This is a genomic window from Paracoccus sp. MA (assembly GCF_020990385.1).
GTDB lineage: Bacteria > Pseudomonadota > Alphaproteobacteria > Rhodobacterales > Rhodobacteraceae > Paracoccus.
Window position 1 is genome coordinate 637,540 of sequence record NZ_CP087597.1, and the last position, 23,123, is coordinate 660,662.

22 protein-coding genes are annotated in these 23,123 nt (G+C 69.1%); 15 read left to right on the plus strand and 7 right to left on the minus strand.

Features of this window, described 5'->3' with window-relative positions; translation table 11 throughout:
• Nucleotides 1-2 precede the first annotated feature (2 nt).
• Genes LOS78_RS03255 through LOS78_RS03265 form a run of 3 tightly spaced genes read right to left on the minus strand, consistent with a single transcriptional unit; the run spans nucleotide 3 to nucleotide 2,421 of the window.
• Nucleotides 3-893, minus strand: a complete 891-nt coding sequence (locus LOS78_RS03255) for a U32 family peptidase (protein WP_230376957.1) — start codon at nucleotides 891-893, stop codon at nucleotides 3-5.
• A 2-nt stretch (nucleotides 894-895) separates the two neighbouring features.
• Nucleotides 896-1,888 carry a peptidase U32 family protein gene (locus tag LOS78_RS03260; RefSeq protein ID WP_230376958.1) on the minus strand — a complete coding sequence of 331 codons (993 nt, stop codon included), beginning with the start codon at nucleotides 1,886-1,888 and terminating at the stop codon, nucleotides 896-898.
• Nucleotides 1,888-2,421, minus strand: a complete 534-nt coding sequence (locus LOS78_RS03265; protein WP_230376894.1) for an SCP2 domain-containing protein — start codon at nucleotides 2,419-2,421, stop codon at nucleotides 1,888-1,890. Before LOS78_RS03265 ends, LOS78_RS03260 begins: the two co-directional genes overlap by 1 nt.
• 121 nt (nucleotides 2,422-2,542) lie before the next feature.
• Here LOS78_RS03265 and LOS78_RS03270 point away from each other — a divergent pair, with 121 nt between their 5' ends.
• From LOS78_RS03270 to ric, 3 genes are read left to right on the plus strand one after another with little or no spacing between them, the layout of a single operon-like run.
• Complete coding sequence (locus LOS78_RS03270) at nucleotides 2,543-4,012, plus strand: UbiD family decarboxylase (protein WP_230376896.1); 1,470 nt, start codon at nucleotides 2,543-2,545, stop codon at nucleotides 4,010-4,012.
• Nucleotides 4,009-4,593 carry a UbiX family flavin prenyltransferase gene (locus tag LOS78_RS03275; RefSeq protein ID WP_230376897.1) on the plus strand — a complete coding sequence of 195 codons (585 nt, stop codon included), beginning with the start codon at nucleotides 4,009-4,011 and terminating at the stop codon, nucleotides 4,591-4,593. Before LOS78_RS03270 ends, LOS78_RS03275 begins: the two co-directional genes overlap by 4 nt.
• Nucleotides 4,586-5,251 carry an iron-sulfur cluster repair di-iron protein gene (gene ric / locus LOS78_RS03280; protein ID WP_028714702.1) on the plus strand — a complete coding sequence of 222 codons (666 nt, stop codon included), beginning with the start codon at nucleotides 4,586-4,588 and terminating at the stop codon, nucleotides 5,249-5,251. The genes LOS78_RS03275 and ric overlap by 8 nt, the downstream gene beginning before the upstream one ends.
• A gap of 50 nt (nucleotides 5,252-5,301) precedes the next feature.
• Here the strand turns inward: ric and LOS78_RS03285 are convergent, their stop codons facing one another.
• Nucleotides 5,302-5,574 carry a DUF6522 family protein gene (locus LOS78_RS03285; RefSeq protein ID WP_028714701.1) on the minus strand — a complete coding sequence of 91 codons (273 nt, stop codon included), beginning with the start codon at nucleotides 5,572-5,574 and terminating at the stop codon, nucleotides 5,302-5,304.
• A gap of 151 nt (nucleotides 5,575-5,725) precedes the next feature.
• Entirely contained in the window at nucleotides 5,726-6,169 is a 444-nt protein-coding gene (locus tag LOS78_RS03290) for a pseudoazurin (protein ID WP_028714700.1), read from the minus strand.
• Nucleotides 6,170-6,394: 225 nt separating this feature from the next.
• On the opposite strand from LOS78_RS03290, the gene LOS78_RS03295 reads away from it, so the two are divergent.
• The 8 genes from LOS78_RS03295 to LOS78_RS03330 are packed head-to-tail and all read left to right on the plus strand — an operon-like array spanning nucleotide 6,395 to nucleotide 15,572.
• A complete protein-coding gene (locus LOS78_RS03295; RefSeq protein WP_230376898.1) occupies nucleotides 6,395-6,904 on the plus strand; it encodes a hypothetical protein in 510 nt (169 codons plus the stop codon).
• Nucleotides 6,901-9,078, plus strand: coding sequence for a NosR/NirI family protein (locus tag LOS78_RS03300; protein ID WP_230376899.1), 2,178 nt, complete (start codon nucleotides 6,901-6,903; stop codon nucleotides 9,076-9,078). Before LOS78_RS03295 ends, LOS78_RS03300 begins: the two co-directional genes overlap by 4 nt.
• 17 nt (nucleotides 9,079-9,095) lie before the next feature.
• On the plus strand, nucleotides 9,096-11,054 hold the full coding sequence (gene nosZ, locus LOS78_RS03305; RefSeq protein WP_230376901.1) for a TAT-dependent nitrous-oxide reductase: 1,959 nt from the start codon (nucleotides 9,096-9,098) through the stop codon (nucleotides 11,052-11,054).
• Nucleotides 11,055-11,059: 5 nt separating this feature from the next.
• Nucleotides 11,060-12,391, plus strand: a complete 1,332-nt coding sequence (locus tag LOS78_RS03310; protein WP_230376902.1) for a nitrous oxide reductase family maturation protein NosD — start codon at nucleotides 11,060-11,062, stop codon at nucleotides 12,389-12,391.
• Nucleotides 12,357-13,256, plus strand: a complete 900-nt coding sequence (locus LOS78_RS03315) for an ABC transporter ATP-binding protein (RefSeq protein WP_230376904.1) — start codon at nucleotides 12,357-12,359, stop codon at nucleotides 13,254-13,256. The genes LOS78_RS03310 and LOS78_RS03315 overlap by 35 nt, the downstream gene beginning before the upstream one ends.
• Nucleotides 13,253-14,077, plus strand: coding sequence for an ABC transporter permease (locus tag LOS78_RS03320; RefSeq protein ID WP_036698743.1), 825 nt, complete (start codon nucleotides 13,253-13,255; stop codon nucleotides 14,075-14,077). Before LOS78_RS03315 ends, LOS78_RS03320 begins: the two co-directional genes overlap by 4 nt.
• Complete coding sequence (locus LOS78_RS03325) at nucleotides 14,074-14,649, plus strand: nitrous oxide reductase accessory protein NosL (RefSeq protein ID WP_230376906.1); 576 nt, start codon at nucleotides 14,074-14,076, stop codon at nucleotides 14,647-14,649. The genes LOS78_RS03320 and LOS78_RS03325 overlap by 4 nt, the downstream gene beginning before the upstream one ends.
• Nucleotides 14,646-15,572, plus strand: coding sequence for an FAD:protein FMN transferase (locus LOS78_RS03330; RefSeq protein WP_230376908.1), 927 nt, complete (start codon nucleotides 14,646-14,648; stop codon nucleotides 15,570-15,572). Before LOS78_RS03325 ends, LOS78_RS03330 begins: the two co-directional genes overlap by 4 nt.
• A 281-nt stretch (nucleotides 15,573-15,853) precedes the next feature.
• Here the strand turns inward: LOS78_RS03330 and metB are convergent, their stop codons facing one another.
• Together metB and LOS78_RS03340 are read right to left on the minus strand one after the other, a co-directional pair.
• Nucleotides 15,854-17,017: a cystathionine gamma-synthase gene (metB, locus tag LOS78_RS03335; RefSeq protein ID WP_230376909.1), complete on the minus strand. Its 1,164-nt coding sequence runs from the start codon at nucleotides 17,015-17,017 to the stop codon at nucleotides 15,854-15,856.
• Nucleotides 17,018-17,039: 22 nt separating this feature from the next.
• Nucleotides 17,040-17,678: a peroxiredoxin gene (locus tag LOS78_RS03340; protein WP_230376910.1), complete on the minus strand. Its 639-nt coding sequence runs from the start codon at nucleotides 17,676-17,678 to the stop codon at nucleotides 17,040-17,042.
• A 160-nt stretch (nucleotides 17,679-17,838) separates the two neighbouring features.
• Between LOS78_RS03340 and LOS78_RS03345 the strand changes: the two genes are divergently transcribed.
• From LOS78_RS03345 to LOS78_RS03360, 4 genes are all read left to right on the plus strand, one after another.
• Nucleotides 17,839-18,765, plus strand: a complete 927-nt coding sequence (locus LOS78_RS03345; RefSeq protein ID WP_230376911.1) for a LysR family transcriptional regulator — start codon at nucleotides 17,839-17,841, stop codon at nucleotides 18,763-18,765.
• A gap of 172 nt (nucleotides 18,766-18,937) precedes the next feature.
• Nucleotides 18,938-20,893, plus strand: a complete 1,956-nt coding sequence (gene acs, locus LOS78_RS03350; RefSeq protein ID WP_028717134.1) for an acetate--CoA ligase — start codon at nucleotides 18,938-18,940, stop codon at nucleotides 20,891-20,893.
• Nucleotides 20,894-21,083: 190 nt separating this feature from the next.
• Nucleotides 21,084-21,392 (plus strand): DUF485 domain-containing protein, encoded by a 309-nt coding sequence (locus LOS78_RS03355; protein ID WP_028713648.1) that lies wholly within the window; start codon nucleotides 21,084-21,086, stop codon nucleotides 21,390-21,392.
• Nucleotides 21,389-23,104 (plus strand): cation acetate symporter, encoded by a 1,716-nt coding sequence (locus tag LOS78_RS03360; protein ID WP_230376912.1) that lies wholly within the window; start codon nucleotides 21,389-21,391, stop codon nucleotides 23,102-23,104. The genes LOS78_RS03355 and LOS78_RS03360 overlap by 4 nt, the downstream gene beginning before the upstream one ends.
• Nucleotides 23,105-23,123: the final 19 nt, after the last annotated feature.

Here is a 23,123-nt window from a genome sequence, read left to right on the forward strand (position 1 = left end):
GATCAGGGGCAGGCGGCGGCACCGGCGCGCGCCTCGAGGAAGCCCTGCGAGAACACCGCGCCGGGCTGGATGCGGCGCAGGTCGGCCAGGGCATCGCGCGCGGAAAGCCCGCTGTCCAGCAGGCGCGCGTAAAGCCCGGCCACGGCCGTGAAATCGCCCGGTTGCGGCGACAGCCGCAGCGCGCCGATGCGGGCCTCGCGCAGGGCGCCGATCTGTCCCGCGACGCTCATATGCGTATAGCTCAGCGTCTGGACGCCGTTCACGGTCAGGAAGGGCTGGCCCTCCAGCGTCTCGACCGTGCGGCCGTCGGGGTCTTCGGCGCAGACGAACTGGCAGCTGTCCTTGGCGCGGTCGTGCAGCCGCGCGTGATAGCAGCGCCCCGAGATCGCCAGCGGCGCCCGGCCATGGCCCCAGACCTCGACCGCGACGCCCGCATCGGCCCCGGCACGAGCAAGATGCGCGACCGAGTCCAGCGGCAGCTCGGGCGGCAGGCAGATGCGGCGCGCGCCTCGCGACGCCAGCCATTCCAGCGTGCCCTCGTTATAGACGTTGACCGTGGGGCCGACCCAGAAGGGCGCACCCTCGGGCAGGTGTTCGAGCGCGGTCAGGTCCGCGATCTCGACCGGCAGGCCCGAGGCGAACAGCTCGGCCGTCTGCCGGCGCTCGCGCTTGAGCGTGATCAGCGTCAGCGTGGACAGCGCCACCTCCTTGCCGGCGGCTTGCAGCACCTCGACCGCGGCGGGGATCTCGTGCTGCCAGAAGGGCAGGCGCTTCGAGCAGACCCATTCGCCGATCACCACCCGCTTGACGGGGGTTTCGGCCAGGCTCCGGTAGAAGTCGCGGACCTGGTCCGCGTTCCAGAAAAAGGCGATGGGGCCGACGGTCAGGTCCATGGTCATCTCCAGGTCTTGGCATAGGCGCCGGTGGTCGCGGCCTGGCCCTCGGTCAGCCGCGCAAGCAGTCCCTCGGGCATGGGCGCGCCCTGTTCGGCGGCCTCGACGGCGGCGCGGAAGGCGCGCACCACCTGCGCCACATAGGCGCGCGAGCGCTGCCGCCCCTCGATCTTCAAGGCGCGGACCCCGGCCTTCTGCAGCGCCGGGATCAGCCGGGTCGCGTCCAGGCTGACCGGATCCTCGAAGATATGGCCGGTCTGGCTGTCCCCCTTGCCGTCGGGCGAGGTGAAGCAGCCCTTGCACAGCGTCGGATAGGGCACCGGCATGCCCTTGGGCGTGCGGTGGATCAGGAAATCGCCCAGCCGCGCCTCGTGATTGCCGCCGACATCGGCATAGGCGACGTGGCTTGCGGGCGAGCAGACGCCGTTCATGTTCGGCGACAGCCCCGTGGCATAGGAGGAGAGCGAGCAGCGCCCCTCGGCCATCACGCAGAGCCCGCCGAAGACGAAGACCTCGGTTTCCACGTCGATCTCGCGGTTGATGGCGGTGATCTCCTCGACCGACAGCACGCGTGGCAGCACCACCCGGCGGATGCCGAAGGTCCGGGCATAGAAGTTGATCGCGTCGGGATTGGCGGCGGCGGCCTGCACCGACAGGTGCAGCCGCAGGCCGGGATGGGCCTCGGCCGCATGGGCGATCAGGCCCAGATCGGCCAGGATCACCGCATCGGCGCCCAGCCGGGCGGCGTCGGCCACGGCGCGGTGCCACAGCGTCTGGTCGCCGGCGCGCGGGAAGGTGTTGATCGCCACCAGCACATGCGCGCCGCGCGCATGGGCATAGGCCACGCCCTCGGCCAGTTCCTCGCGGCTGAAGTTCAGGCCGGGGAAGTTGCGGGCGTTCGTCTCGTCGGCAAAGCCGCAATAGACCGTGTGCGCGCCGGCATCGACCGCTGCGCGCAAGGCTGCCGGGGTCCCGGCGGGGCAGACCAGTTCCATCATGGCGTCACCTCCTGCCGGGACAGGACCAGCCCGCTTTTGCGGGCGACGAGATCCGAGCCGCGGCGCAGCCAGCGGTCCAGCGGCCGGCCGGAAAGCGTCGCCAGTTCCTCGGTCAGGTCCAGTTCGGCATCGTCCAGCGCATTGCGCAGCGCCAGCACCGCCGAAGTGTCGCCGGAAATCTGCAGATCGCCGGAAAAGAACAGCGCATCGCCGTCCTCGGCGCCGTGCAGCATGGCGAGGAAGGCGGCCAGCCCGCCCCGGATCGCGGCGTCATGCGCCGGTTCGGGCGCGCGGCGCGAATGGGCGGACAGCCGCCGCGCCTCGGGCTCCATCAGCAGCAGGAAGGGCCCGTCGCTGACATCGAGCAGGAAGCGCGCCCGGCCATGCGGGCCGAGCCGCGACAGGATTGCGGGCCGGCGGGCGGCGATGCGGCGCAGGAATGCCGTCAGGGCCAAGCCAAGGGCCCGGCGGGCAAGGGGCGGGGGCGGAAGCCGCATCAGCAGCGGCGTCAGGGCGGGGCGCTGGGTCATGTCCAAGGTCTAGGCCGGTCAATCGGCGCTGTGATTGATCTTCGTCAAGCCCCGGCCAGAATTCCTCGCCTAGCTTGACCCATGACCCGCCCGCCTTGCCGCGGGCCTGCCGGAGCCTTCGATGCGCAGCCTTCCCTCCTTCCCCGATCTGCGGGCCTTTCTTGCCTGGCTGGAGGCGCGGGGCGAGCTTGCGCGCATCGCCGAGCCCGTCTCGCCCCGCCATGAGATGACCGCGGTGCAGTTGGCCTGCCTGCGCCGCGGCGGGCCGGCGCTGCGCTTCGACCGGCCCGGGGAATCGCGCATTCCGGTCGTCGCCAACCTGTTCGGCACCAGGGCGCGGGTCGCGGCCGGGCTGGGGCTGCAGCCCGACGAGATCGCGGGCTTCGGCGCATTCCTCGCCGCCTTGCGCAGCCCGGCCCCGGTCGAGGGCATGCGCGACGCCATGTCGCGCTGGCCGATGCTGCGGGCGGCGCTGGCGACGCGCCCGAAGCTCATGCGCAACGGCCCGGTGCAGGAGGCCGCGCTGCCCGGCCTCGATTCGCTGCCCGTGCAGACGCCCTGGCCCGGGGATGGCGGGCCGCTGATCACCTGGCCGGTGGTGCTGACGCGGCCGCAGGACAGCCGGGCCGAGGACCTGGCGCGCTACAACCTGGGCGTCTATCGCGCGCAGGTGCTGGGGCCGGACCGGCTGATCCTGCGCTGGCTGGCGCATCGCGGCGGGGCGGCGCATCACCGCAGCTGGGCGCGGGCGGGTGAGCCGATGCCGGTCGCCATCGCACTTGGCGCCGATCCGGCGCTGCTGCTGGCCGCCGCGCTGCCCTTGCCCGAGACGGTGTCCGAGCTGGGCTTTTCCGGCGTGCTGCGCGGTGCGCGGGCGGAACTGGTCGCGGCGCAGACCGTGCCGCTGATGGTGCCCGCCCGGGCGGAGGTGATCGTCGAGGGCTGGATCCATCCGGGCGAGACGGCGCCCGAAGGCCCCTTCGGCGACCATACCGGCTATTACAATGCCGTCGAACCCTTCCCGGTCATGCGCGTCAGCCGCATCACCTGCCGCGACGAGCCGCTTTATCTCTCGACCGTCACCGGCCGGCCGCCCGACGAGCCCTCGGTCATCGGCGAGCTGTTCAACGAGCTCGCCCTGCCGGTGATCCGCGCCCAGATCCCCGAGGTCACCGACCTGTGGCTGCCGCCCGCCGCCTGTTCCTATCGCATGGCGGTGGTGGCGATCGACAAGCGCTATCCCGGCCAGGCGCGGCGGGTGATGATGGCGCTGTGGGGGATGTTGCCGCAATTCAGCTATACCAAGCTGGTCGTCGTGGTGGACCGCGACATCGACGTGCGCAACTGGGACGATATCGCCTGGGCGATCTCGACCCGGATGGACCCGGGGCGCGATGCGATGCTGATCGACCGCACCCCGATGGACTACCTCGACTTCGCCTCGCCCATCGAGGGGCTGGCGGGCAAGCTGGGGCTGGACGCCACCACCAAGATCGGCGCCGAGACCGGGCGGGAATGGGGCCGGGTCATGCAGCTTGACCCCGCCCATGAGGCGCGGGCCGAGGCGCTGCTTGCCACGGTGCTGCCATGAGGGTGGTGCTGGGCGTTTCCGGCGCCTCGGGCGCGGTGCTGGCGCTGGATTGCGCCCGTGCGCTGACCCGCGCCGGGGCCGAGATCGATCTGGTCGTCTCGGCCATGGCCGAGCGCACGCTGGCCGAAGAGGCCGGCCCCGGCGCGCTGCGCGACCTGCAGGCGCTGGCCACGCGCGTACATGCGCAGCGCGACCTGGGGGCCGGGATCGCCTCGGGCTCCTGTCCGGTCGCCGGCATGATCGTCGCGCCCTGCTCGATGCGCAGCCTTGCCGCCATCGCGCATGGTTTCGACGACGGGCTGCTGACACGCGCCGCCTCGGTGCAACTGAAGGAGCGCCGGCCGCTGGTCCTGCTGGCGCGCGAGGCGCCGCTGACGCTGGCGCATCTGGAAAACATGCAGGCCGCGACCCGGATGGGCGCGGTGATCCTGCCACCCGTGCCGGCCTTTTACCTGCGTCCGCAGAGCCTGGCCGAAGCCACCGCCCAGATCGCCGCCCGCGCGGTCGATCTGCTGCGCCTCGGCCCGCCGCTCGCCCGGGCCTGGACCCCTGCCCAAACCGATGGAGAGCGCCATGACTGAGATCACCCTTGCCCCCGACAGCATCGTCGGCGACATCGCCGCCCGGCTGCCCGGCGCCGCCGAGGTCTTTCGCCGCGCCGGCATCAGCTTCTGCTGCGGCGGCAACCTTCCCCTGGCCGAGGCCGCGGCCAAGGCCGGCGCAGCCCTGCCGGCGCTGACCGCCGAGCTGCAGGCGCTGATCGACCGCGCCGGGCGCGACGCGCCGGCCGAGACACCGGCGCTGATCGACCACATCCTGACGCGCTATCACGACACCCATCGCGAGGAGCTGGCCTGGCTGATCGGCCTCGCCCAGCGGGTCGAGACGGTGCATGGCGACCATGACGAGGCGCCCCTGGGCCTGACCGAGGCGCTGCTGGCACTGCGCGACGAGCTCGAATCGCATATGGCCAAGGAAGAGACGGTGCTGTTCCCCGCCATCCTGCAGGGCGCCGGCGCCATGCTGGCCGGGCCGATCCGCATCATGCAGGCCGAGCATGAGGATACTGGCAGCCAGCTGCGCCGGATCGAGCATGTCACCCATGGCCTGACCCTGCCGGTCGGCGCCTGCGGCTCGTGGACGGCGCTATATACCGGCTTGCGCAAGCTTTGCGACGACGTGGTCGCCCATATCCATCTGGAGGAAGAAGTGCTGTTCCCGCGCGTGCTGGCGGCCTGACCGGGCCGCGCGGGCCCTCGGCGCCGCGGCGCCGGGGCCTTGCCCGGCGTTCAGCCCCCCGCGGGGGTGCGGGTCGGGATGGCGAAGCGGGCGCGCTTCAGGATCGTGCCCGCTGCGTCGATGGTCAGACGCAGCGCCTGGCCGCGGAAAAAGAAGGTCAGGCGGTGGCGGCCGGCATCCTCGCCCTCGCCGGTCTCGCAGCGGGTGGTGATGCGGTTCTCGCGCAGCAGCTCGGGCACCCGGCCGGGATCGAGCCCGAAGGCCGAGGCCAGTTCCTGCGCCTCGACCACGAAACCGCTTTCGGTCAAGTCGATCCTGTCCATGGCTGCTTCCCCGTGATCGTCATGGCCGGGATATGGGGACCCGCGCGGCGTTTTGCCATGGCCGGGCGGGGCGTTCCGCCTGACTTTTGTCAAAAACAAGGCGCGGGCGACCCCGGTCGCGCCGCGCCTTCCGCTGCTGCTGGCCGCCGGGTCAGTTGACCTGCGCCAGTTCGGCATCCAGGCGCTCGCGCGCCTTCTTGGGCATCTTCGCCGTCTTGGCCGCGTCGAGATTCGCCGGCTCGTCGCCGACCTGCACCAGCGCCACCATGCCCATGCCGAAATGCGGCGTGCATTTCACGCCATACAGGCCGGGCTCGGTGACGGTCAGCGTATAGGCCTCGTTGATCTTGCTTTTGAAGGTTTCCACGCCTTCGGGCAGGATCTCCTTGATGGCTTCGACATTGTGGCTCTTGTCGGTCGGGATGAAGTTGATCACGTCGCCCGGCTCGGCCCGGACAAAGGCCGGTTCGAACACCATGGGGCCGGCTTCGCCCTTGTTGAGCATGTGCACGTCATGGGTTTCGGCGAATGCGGGGGCGGCAAGACCAAGCGCCAGCAGGGCTCCGGCGGCAGCGGCGAGGGATTTGTGGAACATCGTGTTCTCCTTGGGTGGTCCGGGCGGCAAACCCGCCCTTCGCCCGTTTTCCTAGACCCTTTCCGCGGCCCGCAGCTTGAGCAATGTCAAATGCCGAGGGAAAAGCTTGGGCTCTTGGCTTGACAGATTGTCGCAGCTGCGACCGGCTGTCGCTTTTCCGGCCTCGGGTCGCATTGCTTGACCTAAATCAACGCGGAGTGCGGGGCCGGGGCATAGACGGGGGGCATGTGCCGCCGCGCGAACCATAACCGGGCCCGATCCCCCATCACCCTTGCCGCGATCCTGCTGCTGTTGCTGGCGGGATGGGCAGGGACCGGCGCCGCCATGCCGGCGCATCTGGCGGCGGCGCTGACCGGGCCGCTGCAGGAGGTCGTGCTTTGCGCCGAGGGCCATGCCCGGACGGTCTGGCTGGACGCCGAGGGCAACGAACATCCTGCGCCGCAGGAATGCCGCGACTGCCCGGTCTGCCATCCCCCCATGCTGGCCGCCGGCCCCGAGCCGTGCCTGCCGGCGGGGCCGGGACAATGGCTGCGCCAGGCCGGGCCGCTGCCGGGGGCGCAGGTCCGCGGCGCGGGCCGGCCGCTGATGGTGCTGGCGCGCGGCCCGCCACTTTTCCTTTCTGCCCGGACCGTCACGGTCCTGTCGCCTGCGGGCGAAAGCCTTCGGCCGGATGCGGCCGAGCCGCGCCTAACGAAGCGCGGGGCCCGGGCATTTGCCATGGATGCCCGAGCATGAAGATCCTTCGCCTTGTCCTCGCCCTTGCGCTGCTGATGCTGCCGGCGCTGCCAGCGGCCGCCGAAAGCGTGCTGGCCCAGCTTCTGCCGGAGCAGAACGCGGCCGATCTGGTGCCCGGCGCCGAGGGTTTCGGGCCGATCCGCCCGGATCTGGCCGTCGCGCCGGTGCTGAAGGGCGGCGAGACCGTCGCCCATGCCTTCGTCACCTCGGATTTCGTCGGCACCACCGGCTATTCCGGCAAGCCCATCCATACGCTGGTGGCGCTGGACCGGGATGCGAAGATCGCCGGCGTCCGGCTGGTCAAGCATTCCGAGCCCATCGTGCTGATCGGCATCCCCGAAGCCAAGGTCAAGGCGCTGGTCGAAGGCTATCAGGGCCTCGACCTGGTGGCCGAGGCCCGTTCGGGCGGCACCGCGCATGAGGTCGAGATCATCTCGGGCGCCACGGTCACGGTGATGGTGATCGACGATTCCATCGTCCGCTCGGGCCTGAAGGTCGCGCGCGCGCTGGGTCTTGGCGGCCTTGCCCCCGAAGCCGCGGCGACCGGCCCGACATTCGAGATCGATCCCGAGGCCGCCCCGCCCGCCGACTGGCACGAGATGGAGGGCGACGGCACGCTGCGCCGGCTGTCGCTGGATGTCGGCCAGGTGAACGCCGCCTTCGCCGCCAATCCCGACGCGCGCGCCGCCGAGCGCGCGCTGGCACAGCCGCCGGAGACCACCTTCATCGAGATGCAGGCCGGGCTGGTCTCGGTCCCCGCCATCGGCGGGGCGCTGCTGGGCGCTGCGCAGGATGCGAACCTGAAAAGCTGGCTGGAACCGGGCGACCAGGCCATCGCGGTGATGGGGCGCGGGCTCTACAGCTTCAAGGGCTCGGGCTATGTGCGCGGCGGCATCTTCGATCGCATCGTGCTGATCCAGGACGACATCTCGGTCCGCTTCCGCGACCGCGACCACCGGCGCATGAACGCCATCGCCGCCGAGGGCGCGCCGGACTTCGCCGAGATGGACCTGTTCAAGATCCCCGCCGCCTCGGGTTTCGATCCGACGAAGCCCTTCCGCATCCAGTTACTGGTCCAGCGCGAGGTCGGGCCGATCGACAAGGTCTTCCACACCTTCGACCTGGGTTATCAGCTGCCGCAGAGATACCTGCGCGGCGTGGCCGCGCCCCAGGCCGCGGCGCCCGCGGCCCAGCCCGACGAGAGCCAGGCCCAGGCCGAGCTGTGGAGGCGCATCTGGCTGGATTCCAAGCCCAAGATCGCCGGGCTCGGCGCCATGCTGCTGGTGCTGACCGGGGTGTTCTTCTTCCAGAGCTTCGCCACCCGCAACGAGCGCGCCTTCTATGTCTTCCGCATGGGCTTCCTGACCGTGACGCTGGTGTTTCTGGGCTGGTATGCCAATGCGCAGCTGTCGGTGGTGAACCTGATGGCGCTGTTCGGCAGCCTGGTGAACGGCTTCAGCTGGCAGGCCTTCCTGCTCGATCCGCTGACCTTCATCCTGTGGTTCGCGGTCGCGGCGGCGCTGCTCTTCTGGGGCCGGGGGGCCTATTGCGGCTGGCTTTGCCCCTTCGGCGCGCTGCAAGAGCTGACGAACCAGATCGCGCGCAAGCTGCGCATCCCGCAATGGACCCTGCCATGGGGGCTGCACGAGCGGCTCTGGCCGGTCAAATACATGATCTTCCTGGGCCTTTTCGGCGTCTCGCTGATGAGCGTGGAGCAGGCCGAGCATCTGGCCGAGGTCGAGCCCTTCAAGACCGCGATCATCCTGAATTTCGTTCGGGCCTGGCCTTTCGTGGCCTATGCGGCGGCGTTGCTGATCGCCGGGCTTTTCGTCGAGCGGTTCTATTGCCGCTATCTGTGCCCCTTGGGCGCGGCGCTGGCGATTCCGGCCCGGATGCGCATGTTCGACTGGCTCAAGCGCTATCACGAATGCGGCAATCCCTGCCAGACCTGCGCCCGGCAATGCCCCGTGCAGTCGATCCACCCCACGGGCGAGATCAATCCCAACGAATGCATCAACTGCCTGCATTGCCAGGTGCTCTACCAGTCCGAGACCACCTGCCCGGTGGTGATCAAGAAATTGAAGCGGCGCGAGGCCGTGGCCGCCGGCAGCATGCCCAAGCTGGGCCAGCCGCCGGCCGGCCATCCCAACGCCGCCCGCAAGATTGAAGCTTAACCAGAAGGAGTTCGATCATGGAATCGAAACAGGAAAAGGGTCTCAGCCGCCGCGCGCTCTTGGGTGCGACGGCCGGGGGCGCGGCCATGGCCGGCGCGTTCGGCGGACGGCTGGCCCTGGGGCCGGCGGCGCTCGGCCTTGGCACGGCGGGGGTCGCGAGCGTCGCCGGCAGCGGCGCGGTGCTGGCCGCCGGCGCCGATGGCGCGGTGGCGCCCGGCCAGCTCGACAGCTATTACGGCTTCTGGTCCTCGGGCCAGAGCGGCGAGATGCGCATCCTCGGCATTCCCTCGATGCGCGAGCTGATGCGGGTGCCGGTCTTCAACCGCTGCTCGGCCACCGGCTGGGGCCAGACCAACGAATCGATCCGCATCCACCAGCGCACGATGAGCGAGCGGACGAAGAAATACCTCGCCGCCAACGGCAAGCGCATCCATGACAACGGCGACCTGCACCACGTCCACATGTCCTTCACCGAGGGCAAGTATGACGGTCGCTTCCTGTTCATGAACGACAAGGCCAATACCCGCGTGGCGCGGGTGCGCTGCGACGTGATGAAATGCGACGCCATCCTCGAGATCCCCAACGCCAAGGGCATCCACGGCCTGCGGCCGCAGAAATGGCCGCGCAGCAACTATGTGTTCTGCAACGGCGAGGACGAGGCGCCGCTGGTCAACGACGGCACCAACATGGAGAACGTCGATCAGTATGTGAACGTCTTTACCGCCGTCGATGCCGACAAGTGGGAAGTCGCCTGGCAGGTGCTGGTCTCGGGCAACCTCGACAACTGCGATGCCGATTATGAGGGCAAATGGGCCTTCTCGACCTCCTACAACTCGGAAAAGGGCCTGACCCTGGCCGAGATGACGGCGGCCGAGATGGATCACATCGTCGTCTTCAACATCGCCGAGATCGAAAAGGCCGTCGCCGCGGGCGAGTATCAGGAAGTGAACGGCGTCAAGGTGCTGGACGGCCGGAAAGAGGCGAACAGCCTCTTCACCCGCTACATTCCGATCGCCAACAACCCGCATGGCTGCAACATGGCGCCGGACCGCAAGCACCTGTGCGTCGCCGGCAAGCTGTCGCCCACGGTGACGGTGCTGGACGTGACCCGGTTCGACGCGCTGTTCTACGAGAACGCCGAGCCGCGCAGCGCCGTGGTGGCCGAGCCGGAGCTGGGCCTCGGCCCGCTGCACACCGCCTTCGACGGGCGCGGCAACGCCTATACCTCGCTGTTCCTCGACAGCCAGGTGGTCAAGTGGAACATCGAGGACGCAATCCGCGCCTATGCCGGCGAGAAGGTCGATCCGATCAAGGACAAGCTGGACGTGCATTACCAGCCCGGCCACCTGAAGACCGTGATGGGCGAGACGCTGGACGCCACCAACGACTGGCTGGTCTGCCTGTCCAAGTTCTCGAAGGACCGTTTCCTGAACGTCGGGCCGCTGAAGCCGGAGAACGACCAGCTGATCGACATCTCGGGCGACAAGATGGTGCTGGTCCATGACGGCCCGACCTTTGCCGAGCCGCATGACGCCATCGCCGTGCATCCCTCGATCCTGTCGAACATCAAATCGGTCTGGGACCGCAACGACCCGATGTGGGCCGAGACCCGCGCCCAGGCCGAGGCCGATGGCGTCGACCTCGACAACTGGACCGAGGAGGTGATCCGCGACGGCAACAAGGTGCGGGTCTACATGTCCAGCGTCGCGCCCAGCTTCTCGGTCGAGAGCTTTACCGTGAAAGAGGGCGACGAGGTCACGGTGATCGTCACCAACCTGGACGAGATCGACGACCTGACGCATGGCTTCACGATGGGCAATCACGGCGTCGCCATCGAGATCGGGCCGCAGATGACTGCCTCGGTCACCTTCACCGCCGCCAATCCCGGCGTCTATTGGTATTACTGCCAATGGTTCTGCCATGCGCTGCACATGGAAATGCGCGGCCGCATGCTGGTCGAGCCGAGGGAGGCCTGAACCCGATGCGCGGCCTGCTGACCCTTGCCCTCGCCCTGCTCATTGCCTGGCCCGCGCTTGCGGCCGAGCATGCCGTGGCGCCGGGCGCGGGCAGCCTGGCCAGGGCCATCGCCGGGGCCGCCCCCGGCGATGTGCTGCGGCTTCAGGACGGGGTCCATGCCGGCCCCGTCACCATCGACCGGCCGCTGACCATCGCCGGCGGCCGCGCCGCCGTCGTGGACGGGCAGGGGCAGGGCACGGTCGTCACCATCGCCGCCCCCGACGTCACCTTGCAGGGCTTTTCGGTCACCGGCTCGGGCATGGCGAACAAGGACCTCGACGCCGGGGTCAAGATCCTCAAGGGCGCCGACCGGGCGCAGGTGCTGGGGCTGCGGCTGACCGGGAACATGCACGGCATCGACCTGCATGGCGGCCGCGACGCCAGGATCGTCGGCAACGAGATCATCGGCACCCGCGACCCCCGCATGAACGAGCGCGGCAACGGCATCTATGTCTGGAACAGCCCCGGCGCGCTGGTTCAGGGCAACAGCGTCCGCTTCGGCCGCGACGGCATCTTCTCGAATGCCAGCGCCGACAGCTTCTATCGCGACAACCTGTTTCGCGACCTGCGCTTTGCCGTGCATTTCATGTATACCCGCAATACCGAGGTTTCGGGCAATGTCAGCATCGGCAACCATCTGGGCTTCGCCATCATGTTCTCGGACCGGGCGGTGATCCGCGACAACCGCAGCCTGGGCGACCGCGAGCACGGCCTGATGCTGAACTATGCCAACAATGCCGACGTGACCGGCAACCTGATCCGCGGCGGTTCCCGGAAATGCTTGTTCATCTATAACGCGCACAAGAACCTGATCTGGAACAACCGTTTCCAGGATTGCGGCATCGGCATCCATTTCACCGCCGGGTCCGAGCGCAACGTGCTGAGCGGCAACGCCTTCATCGGCAATCGCGAGCAGGTGAAATACGTGGGCACCCGCCATATCGAATGGAGCCACGAGGGGCGCGGCAATTTCTGGTCCGACCATCCGGGCTTCGACCTGAACGGCGACGGCATCGCCGACGGGGTCTATCGCCCCAACGACCTGATGGACCACATCCTGTGGTCGCAGCCTGCCGCCGCACTCCTGACCGGCGCCCCTGCCGTGCAGCTGATCCGCTGGAGCCAGCAGAGCTTTCCCGCCACCCTGCCGGGCGGCGTGCAGGACAGCGCGCCGCTGATGCGGCCCCTGACCATCCCCGTCCCGCCCGAGATCGCGGCCTATGAGGCCGAGGCCGCCGGGCGTTGGGCAAAAGGAACTTACGATGATATCGACCCTGACGATCTCGCGTCTCACTAAGCGCTTCCAAAGCGTCGAGGCCCTGGCCGAGGTCTCGCTGGACCTCGGGCCGGGCATGCGCGTCGCGCTGCTGGGCCATAACGGAGCCGGAAAATCCACGATGATGAAGATCATCTTGGGCCTGATCCCGTTCGATGCCGGCGAGGTGCGCGTCTGCGGCGCCGCGCCCGGTTCGGCCCAGGCGCGCATGCAGGTGGCCTATCTGCCGGAAAACGCCGCCTTCCACCCGGCCCTGACCGGAGAGGAGCAGATCCGCCATTACCTGTCCCTGCGCGGCGAAAGCCCGCGCCGGGCCATGGAACTGCTGGAGCGGGTCGGGCTGGCCAAGGCCGCGCGTCGCCGCATCGGCACCTATTCCAAGGGCATGCGCCAGCGCGTCGGCCTGGCCCAGACCCTGATCGGGCGACCGCGGCTGCTGGTGCTGGACGAGCCGACCTCGGGGCTCGACCCGGTGTCGCGGCGCGATTTCTATGCGCTGCTCGACGGGCTGGCGGCCGAAGGGGCGGCGATCCTGCTGTCCTCGCATGTGCTGACCGAGGTCGAGGCCCGCACCGACCGCATCCTGATCCTGTCGCAGGGCCGTCTGGTGGCCGAGGGCACGCTGGCGGAGCTGCGCCGCCGCGCCGCCCTGCCGGTCGGGCTGACGGTGACGCCCGCCGAGGGCGCGGCGGGGGCGCTGGCCGATGCGCTGCCGCAGGCGCGGCTGGCGGGCGACGGCACGCTGCACCTGGCCTGCGCCCAGGACGAAAAGCTGGGCCTGCTGGCCCGCATCGCCGGGCTGGGCGGGCAGGTCGCCGATCTGGACGTGATCCCGCCCAGCCTCGAGGACATCTACAGCCATTTCAGCCGGAGGGACGGGCAATGATCCGCCGCATCCTTTCCACCGCGGCGCTGGAGTTCCGCATCGCGCTGCGCAACCGCTGGGTGGCCATCGCCACCGGGCTGATGGTGGTCTTCGCGCTGGTGCTGGCGGCGGCCGGCGCCGCGCCGACCGGCGACATCGGCGCCGACCGGCTGTCGGTTGTCGTGGCCTCGCTGACCTCGCTGGCCGTCTATCTGGTGCCGCTGCTGGCGCTGCTGATGAGTTTCGACGCCGTCGCCGGCGAGGTCGAGCGCGGCACGCTGCCCCTGCTTCTGACCTATCCGGTGGCGCGGGCCGAGGTGCTGGCGGGCAAGCTGGTCGCGCATATGGCGATCCTGGCGCTGGCGGTCGGGGCCGGCTACGGCGCGGCGGCGCTGGCGGCGGTCTGGACCGATCCGGCCTCGACCGCCGGCCTCCCGGCGCTGTGGCGGCTGATGTGGAGCTCGACCCTGCTGGGCGCCACCTTCCTCGGCGCGGGCTATGCGCTGTCCAGCATCGCGCGGCGGCCCTCGGGCGCGGCGGGTCTGGCGGTCGGGCTGTGGCTGGGGCTGGTGGTGCTTTACGACCTGGGCCTGCTGGCGCTGATCGTCGCCGATGGCGGCGGCGGCTTCACCACCGAGGTGCTGCCGGTCGCGCTGCTGGCCAACCCCGCCGATGCTTTCCGCCTGTTCAACCTCTCGGCCGCCGAGGCCACCGCCGCCGCCGCCGGCGTGGGCGGGGCCGCAGCGACCATCCCGCTCTGGCAATCGGCGCTGTCGGTCCTGGCCTGGCCGCTGGCCGCGCTTGGCCTTGCCATTGCCGCATTCCGAAAGGTCACGCCATGAGACATGCGCTTCTGCTGGTGCTGCTGCTGGGCCTTGCCGCCTGCCGCGAGGAGGTGGCGCAGGACACCGCCCCGGTCGAGCTGAACGCCCAGACGCTGGGCCATTTCTGCCAGATGAACCTGCTGGAGCATCCCGGCCCCAAGGCGCAGGTGCATCTGGAGGGGATGCCGGGCACGCCCCTGTTCTTCAGCCAGGTCCGCGACGCCATCGCCTATGCGAGGATGCCGGAACAGAGCCACCCGATCCTGGCCATCCATGTCAACGACATGGGCAGGGCAGGCGCAAGCTGGGAAGAGCCGGGAGAGGGCAACTGGATTCCCGCCGGCGACGCCTTCTACGTCATGGGCTCGGCCCGCATGGGCGGCATGGGCGCGCCCGAGGCGGTGCCCTTCTCCAGCCGCGAGGCTGCCGGGGCCTTTGCCGCCGCCCATGGCGGGCAGGTGATGACGCTTGACGCGATCCCCGACGAGATGGTGCTGACGCCCGAGGAAACCGCGCCCGACAGCGGTTCGGACGCCGATTTCCTTGAACGCCTGCGCGCGCTGAGCCAACCCGAGGAGCCCGCGACATGACCTTGTCCCGCCGTCGCTTTCTGACCATCACCGCCGCCATGGCGCTGCTGCCTGCGGCCTCGCGCGCCCAGCCGGGCCGGCATTGGGTCGGGCAGGCGCTCGGCGCCCGTGCCTCGATCCGCATCGACCACCCGGAGGCCGAGGCGATCACCGCCCGCTGCCTGGCCGAGATCGACCGGCTGGAAAACATCCTCAGCCTCTATCGCCCGGACAGCGCGCTTTCCCGCCTGAACCGCGAGGGGGCGCTGGATGCGCCGCCCTTCGAACTGCTTGAATGCCTGTCTCTGGCCGGGACGGTGCATCGCGCCAGCGGCGGGCTGTTCGATCCGACCGTGCAGCCGCTCTGGTCGCTCTGGGCCGAGGCCGCTGCGGCGGGACGCCGCCCCTCGTGGCAGGCGCGGCGCGAGGCGCTGGCCCGCACCGGCTGGCGGCGCCTGCGGCTGGACGCGGCACGCATCGCGCTGGAGCCGGGAATGGCGATCACGCTGAACGGCATCGGGCAGGGCTATGTCGCCGATCGCGTCGCCTCGCTGCTTAAGGCCGAGGGGCTGGACGACATCCTGATCGATACCGGCGAGTTGCGGGCCCTAGGCGCCCGGCCCGACGGCACGGAATGGCCGGTGCGGCTGGCCGGGGGTGGTGCGGTGGGCCTGCGCGCCCGGGCGCTGGCGACCTCGGCGCCGCTGGGCACCTGTTTCGACGCCGCCGGACGCGACGGCCATATCCTCGATCCGCGCAGCGGAATGCCGGCGCCCCCCGCCTGGCGCTCGGTCAGCATCTCGGCACCCGGCGCGGCGCTGGCCGATGCGCTGTCCACGGCTGCCTGCCTGACCGCGGATCGTCCGGCGCTGGAAAGGCTGCTGGCCGGGGTTCCGGGCACCCGGATAGAGGCCGCGCATCCGCACGGAACCGGCCGCGGCTGAGGGGGCAGGGAAACGGCCCGGCGGCGCGCAAGCTTTCCGCATCATGCATGAACATCACGCTGCACGGCCGCCCCCGACGGCGCACATGCCTGTGGCCTGCTGTTCCTGCGGGGCCGCGGCCGCCGGGCCCGGGCTTCGCGCGGCGCATCCATCCGGTCCGCGCAGCAGCGAATTGCAGGCGATGAGGCTGCTGCCGGTCGGGATCCGCCGGACGGCGATCTTGGCGCGACATGTGTGCGGGGCCCGGCGCGTCCGCGCTTGACCGGGCCGCACAGCCGCGATTACGCGCCGAGCGCCCCGAAGCCCGCATCGAGTCCGCCGAGCAGGTCGCGCTCGTCCTCGAGCCCGACCGACAGCCGCAGCAGCCCGTCGCCGATCCCGGCGCCGCGCCGCGCCTCGGCGCCCATGCTGACATGGGTCATGGTCGCCGGATGGGCGATCAGGCTTTCCACCCCGCCAAGCGAATCCGCCAGCGTGAAGACCCGGACCGCCTCGACGAAGCGGCGCACGGCCGGCAGCCCGCCCCGCAGCTCGAAGCTGAGCATGGCGCCGAAGCCGCGCTGCTGGCGGCCGGCAAGCGCATGGCCGGGATGCTCGGGCAGGCCGGGATAATGCACCGCCGCCACCTCGGGCCGGTCGCGCAGGAACTCCGCTACCGCCATGGCGCTGGCCTGCTGCTGGGCAATGCGGGCGAAAAGCGTGCGGATGCCGCGCAGGGTCAGGAAGGCGTCGAACGGAGAGCCGACGCTGCCGGTGATGTTCGCCCATTCCGCCAGCGCGCCGGCATCCTCGGCCCGTGCCGCCACCACTGCGCCGCCCAGCACGTCGGAATGGCCGTTGAGATATTTGGTCGTGGAATGGACCACGAAATCCGCGCCGAGCAGCAAGGGCTGCTGCAAGGCCGGCGACAGGAAGGTGTTGTCCACCGCCACTTTCGCCCCGGCCCCATGCGCCAGCGCGGCCAGCGCGGCGATGTCCGTCACCCGCATCAAGGGATTGCTGGGCGTTTCGATCAGCAGAAGCGCCGGGCGCTCGGCCAGCGCGGCCTCCATGGCGGCAGGGTCGGCGGGATCGACCAGCGCCAGCCGGAAGGCGCCGCGGTCGCGCCGCGCCGTCAGCAGGCGCTGCGTGCCGCCATAACAGTCATGCGGCGCGACGATCGTCCCGCCCGGCGGCACCTGCGCCAAGAGCAGGTCCAGCGCCGCCATGCCCGAGGAGGTGACCACCGCCCCCGCGCCATGCTCCAGCCCGGCCAGCGTTTCGGCCAGCAGGTCGCGGCTGGGATTGCCGGCACGGGTATAGTCATAGCCGCGCGTCCGGTCGAAGCCGGCAAAGGCATAGCTGGTGCTGAGATAGATCGGCGGCACGATGGCGCCAAAACGGTCGCGGCCGCCGACGCCATGGGCTGCCGCGATGCTGCGGTCGCTCAACTCATCCTCTGCCATCGCGGGCTCCTTTCCGGGTCGGTCAGTCCTGCGCAGCCAGATCGACGACGCGCAGATAGGGGCGCAGGGTCCGCCAGCCCTGCGGATAACGCTGCCCGGCCTCGGCATCGGACAGGCTGGCGGGGATGATGACGGGCTGGCCCGGATTCCAGTTCACAGGGGTCGCGACCTTTTCGGCATCGGTCAGCTGCAGGCTGTCGATGGCGCGCAGGATCTCGGCGAAATTGCGGCCCGAGCTTGGCGGATAGGTCAGGACCAGCCGGATCCTTTTCGCCGGATCGATGACATAGACCGCCCGCACCGTCAGCGTCGGATCGCTTTCCGGGTGGATCATGCCGTAAAGCCGCGCGACCCGGCCGTCCGCATCGGCGAGCAGCGGGAAGTTCAGCGCATGGCCCTGGGTCTCGGCGATGTCCCGGGACCATTCGCCATGCGCCGAGAGCGGATCGACCGACAGGCCCAGCGGCTTGACGCCGCGCTTGTCCCATTCGGGCTTCAGCCGGGCGACCTCGCCCAGCTCGGTGGTGCAGACCGGGGTGAAGTTCTTGGGATGGCTGAACAGGACGCCCCAGGCTTCCCCCAGCCAGTCGTGGAAGCGGATGGGACCCTCGGTGCTGTCCTGTTCGAAATCGGGCGCGATCTGGCCCAGTTGCAGCGACATGGTGATGTCCTTTCGATCTTCGTCGTCCAGGGGCGTCGGCCCCGCCGCGCCTGCGAAGCGCGGCGCGGGCGGCCCTGTTCCCCGGGCAAGATGGCACTCTGGCATGGCACAGGCAAATTCATTATATTGCGGTTATCAGAAATAATTTTGTTCTTATTTCATGGACACCAATCAGGCCCGCACCTTTCTCGAGGTCGTGCATTCCGGCAGCTTCGTCGCCGCCGCCGACCGGCTGAACATCACCCAGACCGCGGTCAGCGCCCGCATCCGCACGCTCGAGAACAGCCTGGGCCGACGGCTGTTCATCCGCAACAAGGCCGGCGCGCGGCTGACGCCCTCGGGCGAGCGGCTGGTGCGCCATGCCACCGCCATGCTGCAATTGTGGGAACGGGCACGCCAGCAGGTCGCCCTGCCGCCCGGCCGCAGCGCCGGCGTCCATCTGGGCGGAGAGCTGAGCCTGTGGCATCCGCTGCTGGCCGACTGGCTGATCTGGATGCGCCGCGAATGCCCGGACATCGCGCTGCGGGCCGAAGTGGACGGCCCGGCCAGCCTGATGGCGCGGGTGCAGGAGGGCTCGATGGATGTGGCGGTGCTCTACAACCCGCCCCATGCGCCGAACCTCGTCAACGAATTGCTGGCCGAGGAAAAGCTGGTGCTGGTCAGCAGCGCCGCGGATGGGCGCTTCGCGGCCGAGGATTTCATCCATGTCGACTGGGGGCCGAATTTCGCCGCCAGTTTCGAGACCTCGTTTCCCGATCTCAGCCCGCCCGTGTCGATCTCGCTGGGGCCTCTGGCGCTGACCTATCTGCTGACGGTGGGCGGCTGCGGCTATTTCCGGCTTGGGATCGTCCGGCCCTTCCTGGCCGTGGGACGGCTGTCGCTGGTGCCCGGTGCGCCGGAATTCTCGCATTCGACGCATATGGTCTATGCCGAGCGCGCCGATGGCGAGGTGCTGGACCGGGTCAGGACCGGGCTGAAGGCCGTCGCCGCCGCGCCGCCGAGCCTGCGGCGGGCGACCGAGATCGCGGCGCGTCAGTGGCCGTACCCCCGGTCTGCTGACGATCCTGTGAATAATTTACAAAAATAAGCTTATCGTCGTCAATGAATTTACAAAATTCCCTTTTTAAAAAAATGGTTTACGAAAAATAAAGATTACTGTTAACATCACGGCCAATCGGCATTCGGACGCTCGCTTGCGGCACCTTGAGGAGGGTGAGAGCGTCGCGGACCGATCCTGTCGCGAGTAGAGGAGGCGCGCCATGTCCATTGAATCGCTTGAGAAACATCCTGTTCCGTCTGGCTTTGCTGCTGCGCATGCGGGGCCTGGGGATTATGCGCGGCTCTATGCCGAATCGCTCTCGGATCCCGAGGGGTTCTGGGGGCGCGAGGGTCTGCGGCTCGACTGGATCGAGCCCTATTCCCGGGTGAAGGACACGGATTTCACCATGGGCCGGGTCTCGATCAAATGGTTCGAGGACGGGGTGCTGAACGCCTCGGTGAACTGCGTCGACCGCCACCTGCCCGAGCGGGCGAACCAGACCGCGATCATCTTCGAGCCGGACGACCCGGCCCGGCCGGCGCGCCACATCACCTATGCCGAGCTGTCCGACAAGGTGAACCGCTTCGCCAACGTGCTCTTGTCGCAGGGGGTGATGCGCGGCGACCGGGTGGTGATCTACCTGCCGATGATCCCCGAGGCGGCCTATGCCATGCTGGCCTGCGCGCGCATCGGCGCCATCCATTCCATCGTCTTCGCCGGCTTCTCGCCCGACGCGCTGGCCAACCGCATCAACGACAGCGGCGCCAAGCTGGTGATCACCGCCGACACCGCGCCGCGCGGCGGCCGCAAGACGGCGCTGAAGTCGAACACCGACGCGGCGCTTCTGCATTGCTCGGACCGGGTGCGCTGCCTGGTGGTCAAGCATACCGGCGACCAGACCACCTGGATCGAGGGGCGCGACGTGGACGTGCTGAAGCTGATGGAGGAGGTCAGCCCCGACTGCCCGCCGCGGCCGATGGGGGCCGAGGATCCGCTGTTCATCCTTTACACCTCGGGCTCGACCGGCAAGCCCAAGGGGGTGGTGCATTCCACCGGCGGCTACCTGCTGTTCGCGGCGATCACGCATCGATACGTCTTCGACTATCGCGACGGCGACGTGTTCTGGTGCACGGCGGACGTGGGCTGGGTGACCGGGCACAGCTACATCGTCTACGGCCCGCTGGCCAACGGCGCCACGACGCTGATGTTCGAGGGGGTGCCGACCTGGCCCGATGCCGGCCGCTTCTGGGCGGTCTGCGAGAAGCACAAGGTCAACCAGTTCTACACCGCGCCGACCGCGATCCGGGCGCTGATGGGGCAGGGGCCGGAATGGGTCGAGAAATACGACCTGTCCAGCCTGCGGGTGCTGGGCACGGTGGGCGAGCCGATCAACCCCGAGGCCTGGGTCTGGTACGACCGGCATGTCGGCAAGGGGCGCTGCCCGATCGTGGACACCTGGTGGCAGACCGAGACGGGGGGCCACATGATCACCTCGCTGCCGGGCGCCATCGAGACCAAGCCGGGTTCGGCGACGCTGCCCTTCTTCGGGGTCCGGCCGGTGGTTCTGGATGCCGCGAGCGGGGCGGTGCAGGAGGGCGACCCGGCCGAGGGGGTGCTGTGCATCGCCGACAGCTGGCCGGGTCAGATGCGCACGGTCTGGGGCGACCACCAGCGTTTCATGGAGACCTATTTCCAGCAATATCCGGGCTATTACTTCACCGGCGACGGCTGCCGGCGGGACGAGGACGGCTATTACTGGATCACCGGGCGGGTGGATGACGTGATCAACGTCTCGGGCCACCGGATGGGGACGGCCGAGGTGGAATCGGCGCTGGTGGCGCATGAGAAGGTGGCCGAGGCGGCGGTTGTGGGCTATCCGCATCCGCTGAAGGGCCAGGGCATCTATGCCTATGTGACGCTGATGAACGGGGTGGAGCCCAGCGACGAGCTGCGCGCCGACCTGGAGAAATGGGTGCGCACCGAGATCGGGCCGATCGCCAAGCCGGACCTGATCCAATGGGCGCCGGGTCTTCCGAAGACGCGTTCGGGCAAGATCATGCGCCGCATCCTGCGCAAGATCGCCGAGGACGATTTCGCCGCCCTCGGCGACATCTCCACCCTCGCAGACCCCGCCGTCGTCGACGAACTCATCGAAAACAGAATGAACCGGCACTGAGGAAAAGCGCGGGCGCCGGAAGCGCCCGCAGGCAATACCGGCTAGCGCGGGCGCCAGCGTCGCCCGCGACCGGTCCCGGCTTGGCCCGAGAGTCCGCCGCCGGCCCGCTACCGAAAAATTCGTCTCGCCGGCAATTCCGCCGGCGCGGCCGAGAAAGCCCAGATCGTGGCAGTGGAGGAGCACGACCCCGATGCAAGAAGACCTGGTCGAACGGATCGCCGCAGATCCGAATTATCAATTGCTGAAAGCGAAGCGATCCCGCTACGGCTGGATTCTGACGATCGCGATGCTCGTTGTCTATTACGGCTATATCCTGCTGATTGCCTTCGACAAGGAACTGCTCGCCGCGCGGATCGGCGACGGCGTCATGACCTGGGGCATTCCCCTGGGCTTCGGCGTGATCGTCTTCACCATCATCATCACCGGCATCTATGTGCGCCGCGCCAACAGCGAGTTCGACGAGCTCAGCGAGAAGGTCCGGCAGGAGGCGCTGAAATGAATCGCAATATCCTGCGCTGCGGCTTGGCGGCCGCGCTTCTGGCCGCGCCCGGCGCGGCCATGGCCGCCGACGTGATCCAGGGCGCCGAGAAGCAGGCGACGAACTGGACCGCCATCGTCATGTTCGCGGTCTTCGTGCTGGGCACGCTCTACATCACCAAATGGGCGGCGTCGAAGACCAAGTCGGCGGCGGATTTCTATACCGCCGGCGGCGGTATCACCGGCTTCCAGAACGGGCTCGCCATCGCCGGGGACTACATGTCGGCGGCATCCTTCCTGGGGATCTCGGCCGCGGTGATGATCTCGGGCTATGACGGGCTGATCTATTCGATCGGCTTCCTGGTCGGCTGGCCGATCCTGACCTTCCTGATGGCCGAGCGGCTGCGCAACCTGGGCCGCTTCACCTTTGCCGACGTGGCGGCCTTCCGCTTTGCCCAGACCCCGGTGCGCATCTTCGCCGCCTCGGGCACGCTGGTCGTGGTGGCCTTCTACCTGATCGCGCAGATGGTGGGCGCGGGTTCGCTGATCCAGCTGCTGTTCGGGCTGGACTACTGGATCGCGGTGGTGATCGTCGGCGCGCTGATGATGATCTATGTGCTGTTCGGCGGCATGACCGCGACGACCTGGGTGCAGATCATCAAGGCCTGCCTGCTGCTGGGCGGCGCGTCCTTCATGTCCTTCATGGTCATGTGGCATTACGGCTTCAGCCCCGAGGCGATGTTCGCCGACGCCGTGCGCGTCAAGGCCGAGCTTGCCGCCAGCGGCGGCGCCAGCGCCGAGGATGCGGCAACGGCCGGCCAGTCGATCATGGGTCCGGGCACCTTCATCAAGGACCCGATCTCGGCCATCAGCTTCGGCATGGCGCTGATGTTCGGCACCGCCGGCCTGCCGCATATCCTGATGCGCTTCTTCACCGTTCCCAGCGCCAAGGAAGCGCGCAAGTCGGTGATGTGGGCGACCGGCTGGATCGGCTATTTCTACCTCTTGACCTTCATCATCGGCTTCGGCGCCATCACCTTCGTGCTGACCAATCCAGAATTCCTGGACGGCTCCGGCGCGCTGGTCGGCGGCTCGAACATGGCGGCGGTGCATCTGGCGCAGGCGGTGGGCGGCAACGTCTTCCTGGGCTTCATCTCGGCCGTGGCCTTCGCCACCATCCTGGCGGTGGTCGCCGGCCTGACGCTTTCCGGCGCCTCGGCGGTCAGCCACGACCTCTATGCGACCGTGATCAAGAACGGCAATCCCGCGCCGGGCAGCGAGCTGCGCGTCTCGCGCATCACCACGCTGGTGCTGGGCCTGGTCGCGATCGTGCTGGGCATCGCCTTCAAGAACCAGAACATCGCCTTCATGGTGTCGCTGGCCTTCGCGGTGGCCGCATCGGCCAACTTCCCGGTGCTGTTCATGTCGGTGCTGTGGAAGGATTGCACGACCCGCGGCGCGGTGGTCGGCGGCTTCCTGGGGCTGATCTCCTCGGTGGTGCTGACGGTGCTGTCGCCCTCGGTCTGGGAGGCGACGCTGGGCAACCCGGCCGGTTCGGCGCCCTTCCCCTACACCTCTCCGGCGCTGTTCTCGATGACGCTGGCCTTCCTGGGCATCTGGCTGGTGTCCAAGATGGACAACGGCATGCGGGCGCGGATCGACCGGGCGGGCTTCCTGGCCCAGCAGGTGCGCTCGGAAACCGGGATCGGCGCGGCAGAGGCCTCGTCGCACTGAAACGCCGGCCCGCCCTTCG

Bases quoted from the DNA above. Each gene is read 5' to 3' on its own strand.
- nosZ (WP_230376901.1), top strand. From the start codon at position 9,096: ATGGAATCGAAACAGGAAAAGGGTCTCAGCCGCCGCGCGCTCTTGGGT.
- LOS78_RS03275 (WP_230376897.1), top strand. From the start codon at position 4,009: ATGAGGGTGGTGCTGGGCGTTTCCGGCGCCTCGGGCGCGGTGCTGGCG.
- LOS78_RS03260 (WP_230376958.1), bottom strand. From the start codon at position 1,888: ATGGAACTGGTCTGCCCCGCCGGGACCCCGGCAGCCTTGCGCGCAGCG.
- LOS78_RS03285 (WP_028714701.1), bottom strand. From the start codon at position 5,574: ATGGACAGGATCGACTTGACCGAAAGCGGTTTCGTGGTCGAGGCGCAG.
- LOS78_RS03290 (WP_028714700.1), bottom strand. From the start codon at position 6,169: ATGTTCCACAAATCCCTCGCCGCTGCCGCCGGAGCCCTGCTGGCGCTT.
- LOS78_RS03295 (WP_230376898.1), top strand. From the start codon at position 6,395: ATGTGCCGCCGCGCGAACCATAACCGGGCCCGATCCCCCATCACCCTT.
- LOS78_RS03325 (WP_230376906.1), top strand. From the start codon at position 14,074: ATGAGACATGCGCTTCTGCTGGTGCTGCTGCTGGGCCTTGCCGCCTGC.
- LOS78_RS03340 (WP_230376910.1), bottom strand. From the start codon at position 17,678: ATGTCGCTGCAACTGGGCCAGATCGCGCCCGATTTCGAACAGGACAGC.
- LOS78_RS03270 (WP_230376896.1), top strand. From the start codon at position 2,543: ATGCGCAGCCTTCCCTCCTTCCCCGATCTGCGGGCCTTTCTTGCCTGG.
- LOS78_RS03360 (WP_230376912.1), top strand. From the start codon at position 21,389: ATGAATCGCAATATCCTGCGCTGCGGCTTGGCGGCCGCGCTTCTGGCC.
- acs (WP_028717134.1), top strand. From the start codon at position 18,938: ATGTCCATTGAATCGCTTGAGAAACATCCTGTTCCGTCTGGCTTTGCT.
- LOS78_RS03255 (WP_230376957.1), bottom strand. From the start codon at position 893: ATGGACCTGACCGTCGGCCCCATCGCCTTTTTCTGGAACGCGGACCAG.
- LOS78_RS03310 (WP_230376902.1), top strand. From the start codon at position 11,060: ATGCGCGGCCTGCTGACCCTTGCCCTCGCCCTGCTCATTGCCTGGCCC.
- LOS78_RS03345 (WP_230376911.1), top strand. From the start codon at position 17,839: ATGGACACCAATCAGGCCCGCACCTTTCTCGAGGTCGTGCATTCCGGC.
- LOS78_RS03320 (WP_036698743.1), top strand. From the start codon at position 13,253: ATGATCCGCCGCATCCTTTCCACCGCGGCGCTGGAGTTCCGCATCGCG.
- ric (WP_028714702.1), top strand. From the start codon at position 4,586: ATGACTGAGATCACCCTTGCCCCCGACAGCATCGTCGGCGACATCGCC.
- LOS78_RS03330 (WP_230376908.1), top strand. From the start codon at position 14,646: ATGACCTTGTCCCGCCGTCGCTTTCTGACCATCACCGCCGCCATGGCG.
- LOS78_RS03265 (WP_230376894.1), bottom strand. From the start codon at position 2,421: ATGACCCAGCGCCCCGCCCTGACGCCGCTGCTGATGCGGCTTCCGCCC.
- LOS78_RS03300 (WP_230376899.1), top strand. From the start codon at position 6,901: ATGAAGATCCTTCGCCTTGTCCTCGCCCTTGCGCTGCTGATGCTGCCG.
- metB (WP_230376909.1), bottom strand. From the start codon at position 17,017: ATGGCAGAGGATGAGTTGAGCGACCGCAGCATCGCGGCAGCCCATGGC.
- LOS78_RS03355 (WP_028713648.1), top strand. From the start codon at position 21,084: ATGCAAGAAGACCTGGTCGAACGGATCGCCGCAGATCCGAATTATCAA.
- LOS78_RS03315 (WP_230376904.1), top strand. From the start codon at position 12,357: ATGATATCGACCCTGACGATCTCGCGTCTCACTAAGCGCTTCCAAAGC.